This is a genomic window from Pseudomonas sp. SCPG-7 (genome assembly GCF_002156405.1).
Taxonomy (GTDB): domain Bacteria; phylum Pseudomonadota; class Gammaproteobacteria; order Pseudomonadales; family Pseudomonadaceae; genus Aquipseudomonas; species Aquipseudomonas parakoreensis.
Window position 1 is genome coordinate 292,742 of sequence record NZ_MVOO01000001.1, and the last position, 14,866, is coordinate 307,607.

11 protein-coding genes and 1 pseudogene are annotated in these 14,866 nt (G+C 63.0%); 11 read left to right on the forward strand and 1 reads right to left on the reverse strand.

All coding sequences use genetic code 11. The annotated features are described in order from the left end of the window. Positions 1 to 38: 38 nt before the first annotated feature. From B1722_RS01415 to B1722_RS01450, 8 genes are all read left to right on the forward strand, one after another. The gene (locus tag B1722_RS01415; protein ID WP_086790986.1) at positions 39 to 956 is read left to right on the forward strand and encodes a LysR family transcriptional regulator; all 918 of its coding nucleotides are present in this window, start codon (positions 39 to 41) and stop codon (positions 954 to 956) included. A 118-nt stretch (positions 957 to 1,074) separates the two neighbouring features. After that, on the forward strand, positions 1,075 to 1,692 hold the full coding sequence (gene lexA, locus B1722_RS01420) for a transcriptional repressor LexA (protein ID WP_086790987.1): 618 nt from the start codon (positions 1,075 to 1,077) through the stop codon (positions 1,690 to 1,692). Beyond that, complete coding sequence (gene imuA, locus B1722_RS01425; RefSeq protein ID WP_085710132.1) at positions 1,692 to 2,309, forward strand: translesion DNA synthesis-associated protein ImuA; 618 nt, start codon at positions 1,692 to 1,694, stop codon at positions 2,307 to 2,309. Before lexA ends, imuA begins: the two co-directional genes overlap by 1 nt. Positions 2,310 to 2,316: 7 nt before the next feature. After that, on the forward strand, positions 2,317 to 3,732 hold the full coding sequence (locus B1722_RS01430; RefSeq protein ID WP_086790988.1) for a DNA polymerase Y family protein: 1,416 nt from the start codon (positions 2,317 to 2,319) through the stop codon (positions 3,730 to 3,732). Then, entirely contained in the window at positions 3,729 to 6,806 is a 3,078-nt protein-coding gene (locus B1722_RS01435) for an error-prone DNA polymerase (protein ID WP_086790989.1), read from the forward strand. Before B1722_RS01430 ends, B1722_RS01435 begins: the two co-directional genes overlap by 4 nt. A 253-nt stretch (positions 6,807 to 7,059) precedes the next feature. Then, the gene (locus tag B1722_RS01440) at positions 7,060 to 7,746 is read left to right on the forward strand and encodes a CsgG/HfaB family protein (protein WP_161794917.1); all 687 of its coding nucleotides are present in this window, start codon (positions 7,060 to 7,062) and stop codon (positions 7,744 to 7,746) included. Positions 7,747 to 7,775: 29 nt separating this feature from the next. Continuing rightward, on the forward strand, positions 7,776 to 8,144 hold the full coding sequence (locus tag B1722_RS01445; RefSeq protein ID WP_003225593.1) for a DUF4810 domain-containing protein: 369 nt from the start codon (positions 7,776 to 7,778) through the stop codon (positions 8,142 to 8,144). Then, positions 8,141 to 8,800 carry a DUF799 domain-containing protein gene (locus B1722_RS01450; protein ID WP_041073763.1) on the forward strand — a complete coding sequence of 220 codons (660 nt, stop codon included), beginning with the start codon at positions 8,141 to 8,143 and terminating at the stop codon, positions 8,798 to 8,800. Before B1722_RS01445 ends, B1722_RS01450 begins: the two co-directional genes overlap by 4 nt. Before the next feature lie 121 nt (positions 8,801 to 8,921). Here B1722_RS01450 and B1722_RS30010 read toward each other — a convergent pair. Then, positions 8,922 to 9,020: pseudogene (locus tag B1722_RS30010) on the reverse strand (hypothetical protein); the annotation flags it as partial. A gap of 19 nt (positions 9,021 to 9,039) precedes the next feature. Here B1722_RS30010 and B1722_RS01455 point away from each other — a divergent pair. The 3 genes from B1722_RS01455 (at position 9,040) to B1722_RS01465 (ending at position 14,788) form a co-directional block, all read left to right on the forward strand. Beyond that, positions 9,040 to 9,729, forward strand: coding sequence for a GntR family transcriptional regulator (locus B1722_RS01455; protein ID WP_041073761.1), 690 nt, complete (start codon positions 9,040 to 9,042; stop codon positions 9,727 to 9,729). Between the two features lie 135 nt (positions 9,730 to 9,864). Next, positions 9,865 to 11,976, forward strand: a complete 2,112-nt coding sequence (locus B1722_RS01460) for a PAS domain-containing sensor histidine kinase (protein WP_041073759.1) — start codon at positions 9,865 to 9,867, stop codon at positions 11,974 to 11,976. Positions 11,977 to 12,154: 178 nt separating this feature from the next. Further along, complete coding sequence (locus B1722_RS01465; RefSeq protein WP_086790990.1) at positions 12,155 to 14,788, forward strand: excinuclease ABC subunit UvrA; 2,634 nt, start codon at positions 12,155 to 12,157, stop codon at positions 14,786 to 14,788. Positions 14,789 to 14,866 lie beyond the last annotated feature (78 nt).

Here is a 14,866-nt window from a genome sequence, read left to right on the forward strand (position 1 = left end):
TTCCTCACGAAAAACGTTTTTGCCTGAATGGAAAAAGCATGGACAAGTTGGGTGCACTGAAAATGTTCGTGGTCACCGCGCAACTCGGCAGTTTCAGCCGCGCGGCCGAGCAACTGGGCAAGACTCCGTCGGCCCTGACCAAAGCGGTCAATCACCTGGAGGCGGAACTCGGTGCGCGCCTGTTCGAGCGCAGCACGCGGCGGATCCTGCTGACCGAAATCGGCCGGGTCTACCTGGAAACCGCACGGCTGGTGTTGCAGCGGCTGGAGGAGGCCGGCGAAGAGATCGAGCAATTGCAGCACGGTCTGCGCGGCAACCTGAAAATCACCGCGCCACTGGCTTATGGGCGGGCGTTTCTTGATCAGGTGTGCGACGGCTTCTTGCAGCAATACCCGCAGATCAGCCTGCAAGTGGATCTGTGCGACGCGTTCGTCAATCTGCTGGAAAGCGGCTACGACCTGGCCTTGCGCGAGGGCCATGACGACTTGCCGGGGCTGATTGCGCGGGTGGTTGGCAGCAATCGTCTGGCCTTGTGCGGCAGCCCAGAGTACTTGACGCGCAAGGGCTTGCCAGTGAATCCGCAAACCCTTGAGCAGCATGATTGGCTGCTGTATCAGCATCCGTTGCTCAGCCGCGAATTCTGGTGGGCCGAGCGCGACGGCCAGCGCCTGAGCCTGCCACAGCCGACGGCGCCGCGGTTGCGCAGTGACAATTACGACCTGCTGCTGGCCGGCGCCCTGGCCGGACGCGGCTTGCTGCACACGCCGCTGTGGAGCGCCGCACCGTACATCGCCGACGGGCGTCTGGTACGGGTCATGGCTGACTACGAAATCGACCCGGACAGCTTCGGCCCGCACATTCTTGCGGTGTACCCGAGCCATCGACGAGCCACGGCCAAGGTCGTCGCGTTCATCGATTACATCGCCGCCTTCCTCGCCGAACGTGGCCTCAACTGAAGCCCCGTTCCCCTGTAGGAGCTGCCGAGTGAAACGAGGCTGCGATCTTTTGATTTTTGTGGATCGCCGGCTCAGGCCGACTGGCGGTGCTTGTCAGTAAAATCCCACAGGAGTACAAATGTACTCCATGACCAATCTTACTCCCCGCCGTACCGCCATCCTGACCTTTATCCGCGAACGCATCGCCGAACACGGTCAGCCCCCAAGCCTCGCTGAAATCAGCGAGGCTTTTGGTTTTGCCTCGCGCAGCGTGGCGCGCAAGCACGTGCTGGCGCTCACCGAAGCCGGGTTTATCGAGGTCAATCCGCACCAGGCCCGGGGCATTCGCCTGCTCGGGCAACCCGCGCGGCCGGAGCTACTGGACATTCCGGTGCTCGGCCGGGTGGCTGCCGGTGCGCCGATCGGTGCCGATGCCGACATCCATAACCGCTTGATGCTTGATCCCGCGCTGTTCTCCCGTGCGCCCGACTACATGCTCCGGGTGCAGGGCGATTCGATGATCGAGGACGGCATTCTCGACGGCGATCTGGTGGGGGTGAAGCGCAATCCCGAGGCGCTCAACGGCCAGATCGTGGTGGCGCGCCTCGACGGTGAAGTGACAATCAAACGCTTCGAGCGCGTAGGCGATGAGGTTCGGCTGCTGCCGCGCAACCCGGCGTACCAGCCGATTGTCGTGCGCGACGATCAGGACCTGGCCATCGAAGGGGTGTTCTGCGGTCTGGTGAGGCAAGGCTGATGGGCGCCGTCGTTGCACTCGATACGCTGTTCAATGGCGGCCAGGTCTGGAAGGGCCGGCCTGCGCCGCCGGCGGCCAGCCCGCAACCCACCGGGCATGCAGCCCTCGATGCGGCATTGCCCAGCGGCGGCTGGCCGGAAGCGGCGCTGAGTGAAATCCTCCTGGCCGGCCCCGGGGTTGGCGAACTGCAACTGGTGTGGCCGACGCTCGCGCGGTTGTCGGCAGCGGGCGAGCGCATCGTGCTGGTGGCGCCACCGTTCGTGCCGTACCCGCAGGCGTGGGCGAACGCCGGGGTCGATCTGCGCCAGTTGTCGGTGATTCAGGCCAGCGAACGCGATGCCTTGTGGGCGGCGGAACAATGCCTGCGTTCGGGCAGTTGCGGCGCGGTGCTGTGCTGGCCGCACAAGGCCGATGATCGTGCGTTGCGGCGCTTGCAGGTGGCGGCGGAAACCGGCCAGACCCTGGCGTTTGCCTGGCGCCCGCTGAGCGAGGCGGTCAACCCGTCGCCGGCCGCGTTGCGCATTGCCATCGATGCCAGACCGGCCCAGTTGCGCGTGCTCAAATGCCGGGGCGGACTGGCGCGCACGGCACCGATTGCGTTTGCCGTGGGGCACTGAGGTCGTCATGCGCTGGGTGTGTATTCTGTTCCCGCAATTGGCCCTCGACGCGGTGTTGCGTCAGCGTGCCGATCCCGATGAACCGTTGGTACTGCTCAGCGGCCCGGCCCAGCGCCGGGTGCTGCAAGCGGTGAATGCAGCGGCGCGCCAGCTCGGGCTGCGTGCCGGCCAGTCGATGACCGCCGCACAAGCCTTGTGCAAAGGCTTTGCCACGGCCGATTACGACCTGGCCGAGGTCGAACACTGGCAGCAATTTCTCGCCGCGTGGGCCTATCGGTTCAGCGCCCAGGTCAGCGTGCATTACCCGCGTACCGTGGTGTTCGAGATCGAGTCGAGCCTGGGCCTGTTCGGTTCCTGGACGCAGTTCGAAGCACGGTTGCGCAAGGAGCTGACCGAGCTGGGTTTCCGCCATCGCATCGTCGCGGCACCGAATCCGGTGGCGGCGCGGGTGCTGGCCAACGCCTACGACGGTCTCGTCGTACCGGACGGCGAAGCCCTGCAACATCACCTCGGGCAGTTGCCCGTCGACCGTGTCGGGCTGGAGCCGCAAGTCGCCACGGCGCTGACGCGCATGGGCCTGCGCCACCTGAACCAGCTGCAAAGCCTGCCACGTCAGGCCCTGGCCCGGCGTTTCGAAGCGTCGATGCTCAAACACCTCGACACCTTGTTTGGCGCGCGTCCGCTGGCCTTGGCGTTCTATCTGCCGCCGGATCGTTTCGATGTGCGCATTGAACTCAATTTCGACGTGCAGTCGCATCAGGCGCTGCTGTTCCCGTTACGCCGCTTGACCGCTGACCTGTCGGCGTTCCTCTGCGGACGTGACAGCGGCGTGCAGCGTTTCGACCTGCATCTGGAGCACGCCGGGCTGCCGGACACGCTGATCAAGGTCGGCCTGCTCAGCGCCGAGCGCGATCCGGCGATGCTCTTCGAACTGGCCCGCGGGCGACTGGAGCAAGTCCAGGTCGAGGCCCCGGTGCGCGGTTTTCGTCTGCGTGCCGAAGACCTGCCGAGTTTTGTGCCACAGTTTCAGGAACTGTTCGATGACCGTCCGCAACAGACCTTGCCCTGGGAGCAGTTGCGCGAACGCCTGCGCGCACGGCTCGGCGATGACGCGGTGCAGGGCCTGCGCTTTCAGGCCGACCACCGCCCCGAATGTGCGTGGCAGAACGCTGTCGACAAACAGCGTTGCAGCGGTTTGCCGAGCGTGCAGCGTCCGGGCTGGTTGCTCGGCGAACCGCAAAGCGTGCCCGAAGGTTCGGCGCGAATCCTCATGGGTCCAGAGCGCATCGAATCCGGCTGGTGGGACGGGGACGATGTGCGCCGCGATTACTACCTGATCCAGAACCGCGCCGGTCAGCAGGGCTGGGCCTATCGGGCGGTGGGTGAGGGCGGTCCGTTGTGGCTGCAGGGCTGGTTTGCATGAGCGATGGTTATGCCGAACTGCATTGCCTGTCGAACTTCAGTTTCCAGCGCGGTGCCTCCAGCGCCCTTGAACTGTTCCAGCGGGCAAAAAAACACGGTTATCAGGCGCTGGCGATCACTGACGAATGCACGCTGGCCGGGATCGTCCGCGCCTGGCAAGCGGCGAAATCAGTGGAGCTGCCGCTGGTCATCGGCAGTGAAGTCCGTATCGATAACGGCCCGAAACTGATACTGCTGGTGGAGAATCTGGCGGGCTATCAAACCTTGTGCGGCTTGATTACCCAGGCTCGGCGGCGCACGCAGAAGGGCCAGTACCAGGTGTTGCGCGAGGATTTCAGCGAGGCGCTGCCGGGATTGTTCATCGTGTGGGTGCCGGACAGCGTCGATGACGTGCATGAGGGGCGCTGGCTGAAACAGACTTTCGGCGAGCGCCTGTATCTGGCGGTGCAGTTGCATCGCGGTCAGGACGATCAGCGCCGGCTGGCGGCGCTGCGGAGTCTGGCCGAGCAGTTGCAGATTGCCGCTGTCGCCAGCGGTGATGTGCACATGCACGCCCGTGGCCGGCGCGCTTTGCAGGACACCATGACTGCGATCCGCCATCACGTCCCGGTGGCCGAGGCCGGATTGCGCCTGCACCCCAACGGCGAGCGGCATCTGCGCAGCCTCGAGGTGTTGCGCGAGTTGTACCCGCAAGCGTTGCTCGACGCCTCGGTGCAACTGGCGCGGCGCTGCACCTTCGATCTTGGCGAGTTGCGCTATGAGTACCCGAAAGAACTGGTGCCGCAGGGGCATACCGGCAGCTCCTGGTTGCGCCAACTGACTGAAGAAGGCATTGCCTGGCGCTGGCCAAAAGGGCCGCAGGCCAAAGTGCTCAAGCAAATCGACGATGAACTGAAACTGATCGCCGAACTCGGCTACGAAAGCTACTTCCTCACCGTGCACGACGTGGTGCGCTTTGCCCGCGAGCAAAGGATTCTCTGTCAGGGCCGCGGCTCGGCGGCCAACTCGGCGGTGTGTTTTGCCTTGGGTATCACCGAGATCGACCCGGATCGCACCACGCTGCTGTTCGAACGCTTCATGTCCAAGGAGCGCAACGAGCCGCCGGACATTGATGTGGATTTCGAGCACGAACGCCGCGAAGAAGTCCTGCAATACGTGTTTCGCCGATATGGTCGCCAGCGGGCAGCGCTGACGGCGGTGGTCAGTACTTACCACGCCGCCGGTGCGGTGCGTGACGTGGCCAAGGCCTTGGGCTTGCCGCCGGATCAGATCAATGCGCTGGCCGATTGCTGCGGTCACTGGAGCGATGAAACACCGCCGCTGGCGCGGTTGCTCGAAGGCGGCTTCGATCCCGACAGCCCGGTACTGCGCCGGGTGCTGAGCCTGACCGGGCAACTGATCGGCTTCCCCCGGCATCTGTCGCAGCACCCCGGCGGTTTCGTGATTTCCGAACAGCCGCTGGACACGCTGGTGCCGGTGGAAAACGCGGCCATGGCCGAGCGCACGATCATTCAGTGGGACAAGGACGACCTCGACGCGGTCGGGCTGCTCAAGGTCGATATCCTCGCCCTCGGCATGCTCAGTGCGATCCGTCGCTGCTTCGACTTGCTGCGTCGGCATCGGCATCTGGACCTGAGCCTGGCGACGATTCCTGCTGAAGACAAACCGACCTACGAGATGATCAGCCGCGCCGACACCATCGGCGTGTTCCAGATCGAATCGCGGGCGCAGATGTCGATGCTGCCGCGCCTGAAGCCGGCGAAGTTCTACGACCTGGTGATTGAGGTCGCCATCGTCCGCCCCGGGCCGATTCAGGGCGGTATGGTTCATCCGTACCTGCGTCGCCGCAACAAGGAAGAGCCGGAAACCTATCCCTCGCCGGAGCTGGAAGTGGTGCTCAAACGCACCCTCGGCGTGCCGCTGTTTCAGGAACAGGTGATGCAGATCGCCATTGTCGCCGCCGACTACAGCCCCGGTGAGGCCGATCAGTTGCGCCGCTCAATGGCCGCGTGGAAACGCCACGGCGGGCTGGAGCCGCACAAGGCGCGACTGGCTGCCGGGATGAAGAAAAACGGCTACACCGAGGAATTCGCCGCGCAGATCTTCGAGCAGATCAAGGGGTTTGGCAGTTACGGGTTTCCCGAATCCCACGCTGCCAGTTTCGCCTTGCTGACCTACGCCAGTTGCTGGCTCAAGTGCCACGAACCGGCGGCGTTCGCCTGTGCGCTGATCAACAGTTGGCCGATGGGTTTCTACAGCCCGGATCAGATCCTTCAGGACGCACGCCGCCATCAATTGCAGATCCGTCCGGTGGACGTGCGCGCCAGTGACTGGGATTGCAGCCTGGAACCGATCAGCAGCGCGCAACCGGCGATCCGCATGGGCCTGCGGATGATCAAGGGCTTTCGCGAGGACGATGCGCGGCGCATTGAGGCGGCGCGGGCGCGGGGAGCGTTTGCCGATGTCGCCGACCTGGGCGAACGGGCCGCGCTCGACAGTCGGGCCCAGGCGTTGCTCGCGGATGCCGGGGCGTTGCGCGGGATGGCCGGGCATCGGCATCGCGCGCGCTGGGAAGTGGCCGGGGTGCAGAAACAGCTGGGACTGTTTGCCGGCTTGCCGAGCCAGGAAGAGCCCGATGTGCTGCTGCCCAAACCGAGTGTCGGCGAGGACTTGCAGGCCGATTACGCGACGCTTGGCACCACCCTGGGGCCGCATCCGTTGGCGTTGCTGCGTGGCGAACTCAAGGCCCGGCGTTGCCGTAGTTCACAGGAGTTGCTGGACGTGGAACACGGTCGGCCAGTGAGCATCGCCGGGCTGGTCACCGGGCGTCAGCGACCGGGCACTGCCAGCGGCGTAACCTTCGTCACCCTCGAAGACGAGTTCGGCAACGTCAACGTGGTGGTCTGGCGCGATCTGGCCGAGCGTCAGCGTCAGGTGCTGGTCGGCTCGCAACTGCTCAAGGTTGACGGCCGCTGGGAGCGTGAGGGCGAAGTGCGGCACCTGATCGCCGGGCGGCTGAGCGATCTGAGTCCGCTGCTCGATGGCATCCGCGTACAAAGCCGCGACTTCCACTAACACCGATCCCCCTGTAGGAGCTGCCGCAGGCTGCGATCTTTTGATCTTGATTTTAAAAAGCCAAGTCAAAAGATCGCAGCCTGCGGCAGCTCCTACACGGGGTATTTGTGTCGTTCAGATCAGCCAATTCATTGGCGTCAAAAAAATCTGTCGCGAATGATGGCACTTTGTCATAATGCCGCCCCTTTTCCTGCTCCCCACCGCTTTGCCGTGCCGGGACACACCGTTTTTTCAGAAGGAATGCACAGTGAGAATGATCTCCCGGATGTTGGTCTCAGGCGTTGCGATTGCCGTGCTCGGCACTATCGCCGGCTCCCTTGCCGGCTGCGCCACCGAAAGCTCCCGCGCACTGCCGGTGGCCAAGGTCGAGAGCGCCACGCAAGTCTGGACCGGCGTTCGCGTACCGATGGCGGTGGGCAAGTTCGATAACCGCTCCAGCTACATGCGCGGGATCTTCTCCGACGGCGTCGATCGTCTCGGCGGCCAGGCCAAGACCATCCTGATCACGCACTTGCAGCAGACCAACCGTTTCTCGGTACTGGACCGCGACAACATGGGCGAGATCCAGCAGGAAGCCGCGATCAAGGGCCAGGCCCAGCGCCTCAAGGGCGCCGATTACGTGGTCACCGGTGACGTCACCGAGTTCGGCCGCAAGGAAACCGGCGACCACCAACTGTTCGGTATTCTCGGCCGTGGCAAGACCCAGGTCGCCTACGCCAAGGTCAACCTGAACATCGTCAACATCAGCACCTCCGAAGTGGTGTATTCGACGCAGGGCGCCGGCGAGTACGCTTTGTCTAACCGCGAAATCATCGGTTTTGGCGGCACCGCCGCGTACGACTCCACCCTCAACGGCAAAGTCCTCGATCTGGCCATGCGCGAGGCGATCAATCGTCTGGTCGATGGCATGAACGCCGGTGCCTGGAAACCGGCTAACTGATCGTTATTTATTGCAAGGAGCAACACCCCATGAATCTGACTTTGTCGCGGTCGCTGCTGGCCCTGACGCTGGCCGCCAGCGCCTTGCTGGCCGGTTGCAGCAGCCCGAAAACCCTGTACCAGTGGGAAGACTATCAACCGCAGGTCTACGAATACTTCAAAGGCGAAGAGCCGAAAGAAGCCCAGGCCGAAGTGCTGGAGCGCGATCTGCAAAAGATCCGTTCCACCGGCAAGGCTGTGCCGCCGGGCTACCACGCGCATCTTGGGCTGCTGTACCTGAGCATGGGCAAGGACGATCAGATGGTGCAGCAGTTCCGCACCGAAAAAGCGCTGTTCCCCGAGTCCGGCCCATACATGGATTTTCTGCTTAAAAACGCCAAGACCGGAGACGCCAAATGATCTCGCGCAGCCTGAAACTGCTGGCCGCCGGTTTGGCCCTGACCGTACTCGGTGGCTGTGTTGCGCCGAAAACCGTCGACTATTCGGCGTACAAGCAGGCACGGCCGAAGACCATTCTGGTGCTGCCGCCGCTGAACACCTCGCCGGACGTGAAAGCCTCGTACAGCCTGTTGTCGCAAGTGACGTTTCCACTGGCTGAAGCCGGTTACTACGTACTGCCGATCGCGCTGGTGGACGAAACCTTCCGCCAGAACGGTCTGACTACGCCGGATGATATCCATCAGGCTCCGGCGAACAAACTGAAGGAAATCTTCGGCGCCGACGCTGCGTTGTACATCACCGTGACCGAGTACGGTACGCGTTACATGGTCATCAGCAGCGAAACCGCGGTGACCGCCACCGCCAAACTGGTGGACCTGAAGTCCGGCACCACGCTGTGGACCGGTTCGGCGCGGGCGTCGAGCGAAGAGGGCGGCAACAACAGCGGTGGCGGTCTGGTCGGCATGCTGATTACCGCCGCAGTGAAACAGGTGATCAACAGTTCGACCGACGCCGGGTATCCGATTGCCGGTGTGGCGAGCAATCGTCTGTTGTCGGCCGGTCAGCACGCCGGTCTGTTGTACGGTCCGCGTTCGCCCAAGTACGGTACCGACTGAAGATCAAAAGATCGCAGCCTGCGGCAGCTCCTACAGGGAAACGCATCCCAAATGCAGGAGCTGCCGCAGGCTGCGATCTTTTTGCATCATGACGGCCTCCCGCTCACTTGACCCCCCCTGACTTGCGATTCATCCCCTGCATCTCGCCACCAAAGGCGATATCCTGCGCCACACTTATCGAAGCAAACAGCGCAAAACTCTGGAACACCGTGTTTGCCTGAGGCTAAAGGAGTGTTCGAATGACCGAGAAGAAACTGGAAACCACGGTCGACCGCGTCTACCAAGGGGTTTACCAGGCGATCAGCAAGCGTTCGCTGCGTCCGGGGATGAAGTTGGGTGAAGCGTCGCTGGCCGAACTGTTCAATGTCAGCCGTACGTCGGTGCGCGCTGCGCTCAAGCAACTGGAGGCTGATGGCCTGGTCACCACCGAGCCCAATAAGGGTGCGTCGGTGTCTTTGCCCAGCGATGAAGAGATCCGCTCGCTGTTCGAAACCCGGCGGCTGATCGAGATCGGCATCGTCACCGAGCTGTGCCGCCGCAAGGACACCGCGGCGATGCAAGACCTGCGCAAACATCTGTTGCTGGAAGATGAAGCCCACGCCGCCGGCGATCATGAACGACTGATCCATCTGCTCGGCGAGTTCCATATCAAACTGGCGCGCAGCCTCAATAATCCGGTGCTGCTGGACTGGTTCCAGAAGCTGATTTCCCGCGCCTCGCTGTACGTTGCCGCACTGGATGACGACAGCCACGAAGCCTGCCGCGACAACGAACATCTGCGCCTGATCGAATACATCGAGGCAGGCGACCAGAACGCCGCCATCGAGCTGACCTGCCTGCACCTCAATGGCGTCGAAAAGGCGATTCTCGACGTCGCTGCGAAGATGAAAACTGGCTACCATCCGCTCAAACACCTGATCGGGGTCTGAACCCGGGGCGCCGCGAGAAATCGGCTATACCTTCAATGAAACCAATGCGACCGACGGCGCTCGAAACACAGGGGCGCTGCGTTCGTTCAGCGTTGCGATATATCGGGCAAACACCACAGGACACCGAGTCAATCGATGCAGTTTTTATCCGATAGCCACGGTTGTGACGGCTGGAAAGGCGAGATGGCCGAACGCATTTGCGCGTTCGACTGGCGCCACACCGAACTCGGCCCGCTCGACACCTGGCCTGCCAGCCTGTGCAGCACCGTGCAATTGATGCTGGCTTCGCCCTTGCCGATGGTCATGCTCTGGGGCCACGCCGGGTACATGATCTACAACGACGCGTACTCGCAGTTTGCCGGTGGTCGCCACCCGTATCTGCTGGGTGCACCCGTGGAACTGGGGTGGCCGGAAGTCGCCGAGTTCAACCGGCACGTGGTCGACACCTGTCTGGCGGGCGGCACTTTGTCCTACCGCAACAAGGAACTGGTGCTGTTACGCGATGGCGTGCCTGAAGATGTCTGGATGGATCTGTATTACAGCCCGGTGGCCAACGATGATGGCGTGCCTTCCGGGGTGATGGCGATGGTGGTCGAGACCACCGAGCTAGTGCGCTCCGAACAGCTGCGTCAGGCCGCTGAAGACGCCTATCGCGCCGATAACGAACGGGTGCGTCTGGCACTGAATGCCGGGGCGTTGCTCGGCTCGTTTGTCTGGGATGTGAAGAACAATGTGTTGTCGGCGGACGAGCGTTTCGCTCGCACGTTTTCGTATCCGCCGGAGCAGGATCTGAGCAACCTGCCGCAATCCTTGACTGAGTCGCGGATTCACCCGGATGACCTGGCGTGGGTGCAGGACCGGGTCAATCATTCGCTGCACACCGGCGAGCCGTACAACGCCGAGTACCGCGTGTTACGGGCCGACGGCAGCTATCTGTGGGTGCTTGCCAGTGGCGCATGCGAGTTTGACGAGCAAGGCACGCCGCTCCGTTTTCCCGGGGTGTTGATCGACATCCATGAACGCAAGATCGCCGAAGAATCCCTGCTCAAATTCACGCGCAACCTGGAGCAGCGGGTGGCCAGTGAAGTGGATGCCCGGCTGGCGGCGGAAGAGCAATTGCGCCAGTCGCAAAAACTTGAAGCCATCGGCGGACTCACCGGCGGCGTGGCCCACGATTTCAACAACCTGCTACAAGTGATTGCCGGCAACCTGCATTTGCTGGCACGGCATGAGCCGGACAATGCCAACGTGCAACGCCGGGTCACCGCCTCGCTGGCAGCGGTGGAACGCGGTGCGAAACTGTCGTCGCAATTGCTCGCTTTTGCCCGGCGCCAACCGTTGTCGCCGGCGGTGTGCGATCCGCGGCAGATCTTCGACGGCGTCGGCGAATTGCTCCAGCGTGCGCTGGGCGAAACCATTCAGATCGACGTGCAATTGCCGCAGGAACCGTGGCACATCAACGTCGACCGCAATCAGCTGGAAAACGCCATTCTCAATCTGGCGATCAACGCCCGGGACGCGATGAAAGGCGAGGGCACGATTGTCCTCAGCGCCATCAATACGCGGCTGGACAGCACTTTTTGCGCAGGCAAAGGCATCGTCGCCGGCGATTTTGTAAGGGTGATGGTCAGCGATAGCGGCGTCGGCATTGCGCCTCAAATGCTTGAGCAGGTATTCGAGCCGTTCTTCACCACCAAGGCTGACGGCCAGGGCACCGGGCTCGGTTTGAGCATGGTGTTCGGTTTCGTCAAACAAAGTGGTGGCCATGTCGAGATCGACAGCACCGTGGGCGAAGGCACGCGGGTGCAACTGTACTTTCCGCGCAGCCTGCGTCCGGTCCTTGATGAGACGCCGAGTATCGACAAGCAACAGGGCGGCGGCCACGAGACCATCCTGGTGGTCGAAGACAACGACGCGGTGCGCGCCTCTGCCGTGGAATTGTTGCGCGAAGAGGGTTATCGCGTGTTGACCGCCGGCAATGGCGACGTGGCGATGCAGAGGCTGCTGGAAGGTATCGAAGTGGATCTGATTTTCACCGACGTGGTGATGCCGGGGCTGATCAAAAGCTCCGATCTGGCGGCATGGGCCAAGGTGCAGGTACCGCCGGTGGCGGTGCTGTTCACCTCTGGCCACACCCGCGACATCATTTCGCGCAACCACCAGTTGAGTCCGGACACGCACTTGCTGAGCAAACCGTATGGCCCGGAGTCACTGTTGCAGATGATTCGATCGGTGCTCAGTGCCTGATTCTCTGTGGCGAGGGAGCTTGCTCCCGCTCGGCTGCGCAGCAGTCGTAAACCCGGGAACCGCGGTTTACCTGCCGGGTTGATTTGTCTGGATTGCGGCCGCTTCGCAGCCCAGCGGGAGCAAGCTCCCTTGCCACAGGTGTTGTGTTCGACTCACATTTTCCGATCAAGGCCCGCCAATGACTTCCAAGCGTAATTCCAAAGCACCTACCGGCATGGTCCGGGTGCGTGGCGCCCGTGAGCACAACCTGAAGAACGTCGACGTCGACATCCCCCGCGATGCGCTGGTGGTGTTTACTGGCGTTTCCGGTTCGGGCAAGTCGTCGCTGGCCTTTTCGACCTTGTACGCCGAAGCCCAACGGCGCTATTTCGAATCGGTGGCGCCGTACGCGCGGCGCCTGATCGATCAAGTCGGAGTGCCGGATGTCGATTCCATCGAAGGCTTGCCGCCCGCCGTGGCTTTGCAACAACAGCGCGGTACGCCGAGTACGCGGTCGTCGGTGGGCAGCGTGACCACGTTGTCCAGCCTGATCCGCATGCTGTATTCCCGCGCCGGCAGTTATCCGTCGGGGCAACCGATGCTCTATGCCGAGGATTTTTCACCGAACACGCCGCAGGGCGCCTGTCCTGAGTGCCACGGCCTTGGCCGGGTCTACGAAGTGACCGAGGCGCTGATGGTGCCCGATCCGAACCTGACCATCCGCCAACGCGCGGTGGCGTCCTGGCCACTGGCGTGGCAAGGGCAGAACCTGCGCGACATTCTTGTGACCATGGGCATCGACGTCGACATTCCGTGGAAGAGGCTGCCGAAAAAACAGCGCGACTGGATTCTGTTCACCGAAGAAACGCCCACCGTGCCGGTGTACGCCGGGCTGACCCCGGAGGAAACCCGGGTCGCGCTCAAACGCAAGATGGAACCGAGTTATCAGGGCACCTTCACCGGCGCCCGCCGTTACATCCTGCACACCTTCACCCACTCGCAAAGTGCGCTGATGAAGAAGCGCGTTGCGCAATTCATGCTCGGCAGCCCGTGCCCGTTGTGTGACGGCAAGCGCCTCAAGCGTGAAGCGTTGTCGGTGACCTTTGCCGGTTACGACATTGGCGAGTTGTCGCAGATGCCATTGCTGCAAGTCGCCGAAGTATTGAAGCCCGTGGCTGCGGCGACGTACCTGGAACAGGCCGAGGAAAGCGGTGAAACCCTCAGCCATGCGCAAACCCGCGAGGCGCGTCAGCAACGCGTCGCCCACGGTGCCAGCGGCCACGCCAGCGCGCCGGACGTACGCCACACGCCGAACCTGTCGCTGGAAAAGCGTCTGGCGGCGCAACGCATTGCCGAGGACTTGCTGGAACGGGTGAGCACCCTGACCGATCTGGGCCTTGGTTACCTGGCGCTGGAGCGCAGCACGCCGACCTTGTCGTCCGGCGAGCTGCAGCGCCTGCGCCTGGCGACGCAATTGGGCTCACAACTGTTCGGCGTGATCTACGTGCTCGACGAGCCGTCCGCCGGCCTGCACCCAGCCGATGGCGAGGCGCTGTTCGAAGCCTTGCAGCGCTTGAAGGCTGACGGCAATACGCTGTTTGTGGTCGAGCACGATCTGGAAACCATGCGCCGCGCCGACTGGCTGATCGATGTTGGCCCGGCAGCGGGCGAGAAGGGCGGGCAGGTGTTGTACAGCGGCCCGCCAGCAGGCTTGGCCGAGATCGACGAATCGCAGACCCGCGCCTATCTGTTTGCCGAGAGCCAGCAGCCGATCCGTACGGCGCGCAAGCCGAGCGGCTGGCTGAAACTCGATGGCATCAGCCGCAATAACCTGCACAACCTCAGCGCTGAATTTCCGCTGGGCTGTTTCACCTCGGTCACCGGGGTTTCCGGTTCGGGCAAGTCGAGCCTGGTCAGTCAGGCGTTGCTCGAACTGGTCGGTGCGCAACTCGGGCGGCCGGTGATTGACGAGGCGCCGGAAGAGCTCAGTCTCGAAGACGACGCGCCGCAGGCCAGCAGCGGTCAGGTGACTTCAGGGCTGGAGTCGATCAAACGACTGGTGCAGGTCGATCAGAAGCCGATTGGCCGCACGCCGCGTTCGAATCTGGCGACCTACACCGGGCTGTTCGACAACGTCCGCAAACTGTTCGCCGCCACCCCCGAGGCGCGGGCGGCGGGGTACGACGCCGGGCAGTTCTCCTTCAACGTCGCCAAGGGCCGTTGCCCGACCTGCGAGGGTGAGGGGTTTGTCAGCGTTGAGTTGCTGTTCATGCCGAGCGTGTATGCACCGTGTCCGACCTGTCATGGCGCGCGCTACAACCCACAGACGTTGATGATTCAGTGGCAAGGCCTGAGCATTGCGCAGGTGCTGCAACTGACCGTGGATGAGGCGGTCGAGGTGTTCGGCGAACAACCGACAATTCGCCGTTCGCTGGAGGTGCTGCGAGACATCGGCCTCGGTTATCTGCGGCTCGGGCAGCCGGCCACCGAGCTGTCCGGTGGCGAGGCGCAGCGGATCAAACTGGCAACCGAACTGCAGCGCAATCAGCGCGGCGCGACCTTGTATGTGCTGGATGAACCGACCACCGGTTTGCATCCGCGGGATGTCGATCGGCTGCTGGAACAACTGGACAATCTGGTGACGGCAGGGCACACGGTCATCGTGGTCGAGCATGAAATGCGCGTGGTAGCGCAGAGTGACTGGGTGATCGACATCGGCCCGGGGGCCGGGGATCAGGGCGGCCGGATTGTCGTGGCCGGCACACCGCAGAAAGTCGCAGCGAGCAAGAAGAGCCGAACCGCGCCGTTTCTGGCCCGGGCCTTGAGCCGATAGCCCACCGGTTCTGCGGTGTGCACAAGGCTGATGATCAACAAAAACGTTGTGGGAGCTGGCTTGCCAGCGATAGCGGAA

What these genes read in the sequence shown, in the direction of transcription:
- B1722_RS01415 (WP_086790986.1), top strand. Translation starts at nt 39, where the DNA reads ATGGACAAGTTGGGTGCACTGAAAATGTTCGTGGTCACCGCGCAACTC.
- lexA (WP_086790987.1), top strand. Translation starts at nt 1,075, where the DNA reads ATGTACTCCATGACCAATCTTACTCCCCGCCGTACCGCCATCCTGACC.
- imuA (WP_085710132.1), top strand. Translation starts at nt 1,692, where the DNA reads ATGGGCGCCGTCGTTGCACTCGATACGCTGTTCAATGGCGGCCAGGTC.
- B1722_RS01430 (WP_086790988.1), top strand. Translation starts at nt 2,317, where the DNA reads ATGCGCTGGGTGTGTATTCTGTTCCCGCAATTGGCCCTCGACGCGGTG.
- B1722_RS01435 (WP_086790989.1), top strand. Translation starts at nt 3,729, where the DNA reads ATGAGCGATGGTTATGCCGAACTGCATTGCCTGTCGAACTTCAGTTTC.
- B1722_RS01440 (WP_161794917.1), top strand. Translation starts at nt 7,060, where the DNA reads ATGATCTCCCGGATGTTGGTCTCAGGCGTTGCGATTGCCGTGCTCGGC.
- B1722_RS01445 (WP_003225593.1), top strand. Translation starts at nt 7,776, where the DNA reads ATGAATCTGACTTTGTCGCGGTCGCTGCTGGCCCTGACGCTGGCCGCC.
- B1722_RS01450 (WP_041073763.1), top strand. Translation starts at nt 8,141, where the DNA reads ATGATCTCGCGCAGCCTGAAACTGCTGGCCGCCGGTTTGGCCCTGACC.
- B1722_RS01455 (WP_041073761.1), top strand. Translation starts at nt 9,040, where the DNA reads ATGACCGAGAAGAAACTGGAAACCACGGTCGACCGCGTCTACCAAGGG.
- B1722_RS01460 (WP_041073759.1), top strand. Translation starts at nt 9,865, where the DNA reads ATGCAGTTTTTATCCGATAGCCACGGTTGTGACGGCTGGAAAGGCGAG.
- B1722_RS01465 (WP_086790990.1), top strand. Translation starts at nt 12,155, where the DNA reads ATGACTTCCAAGCGTAATTCCAAAGCACCTACCGGCATGGTCCGGGTG.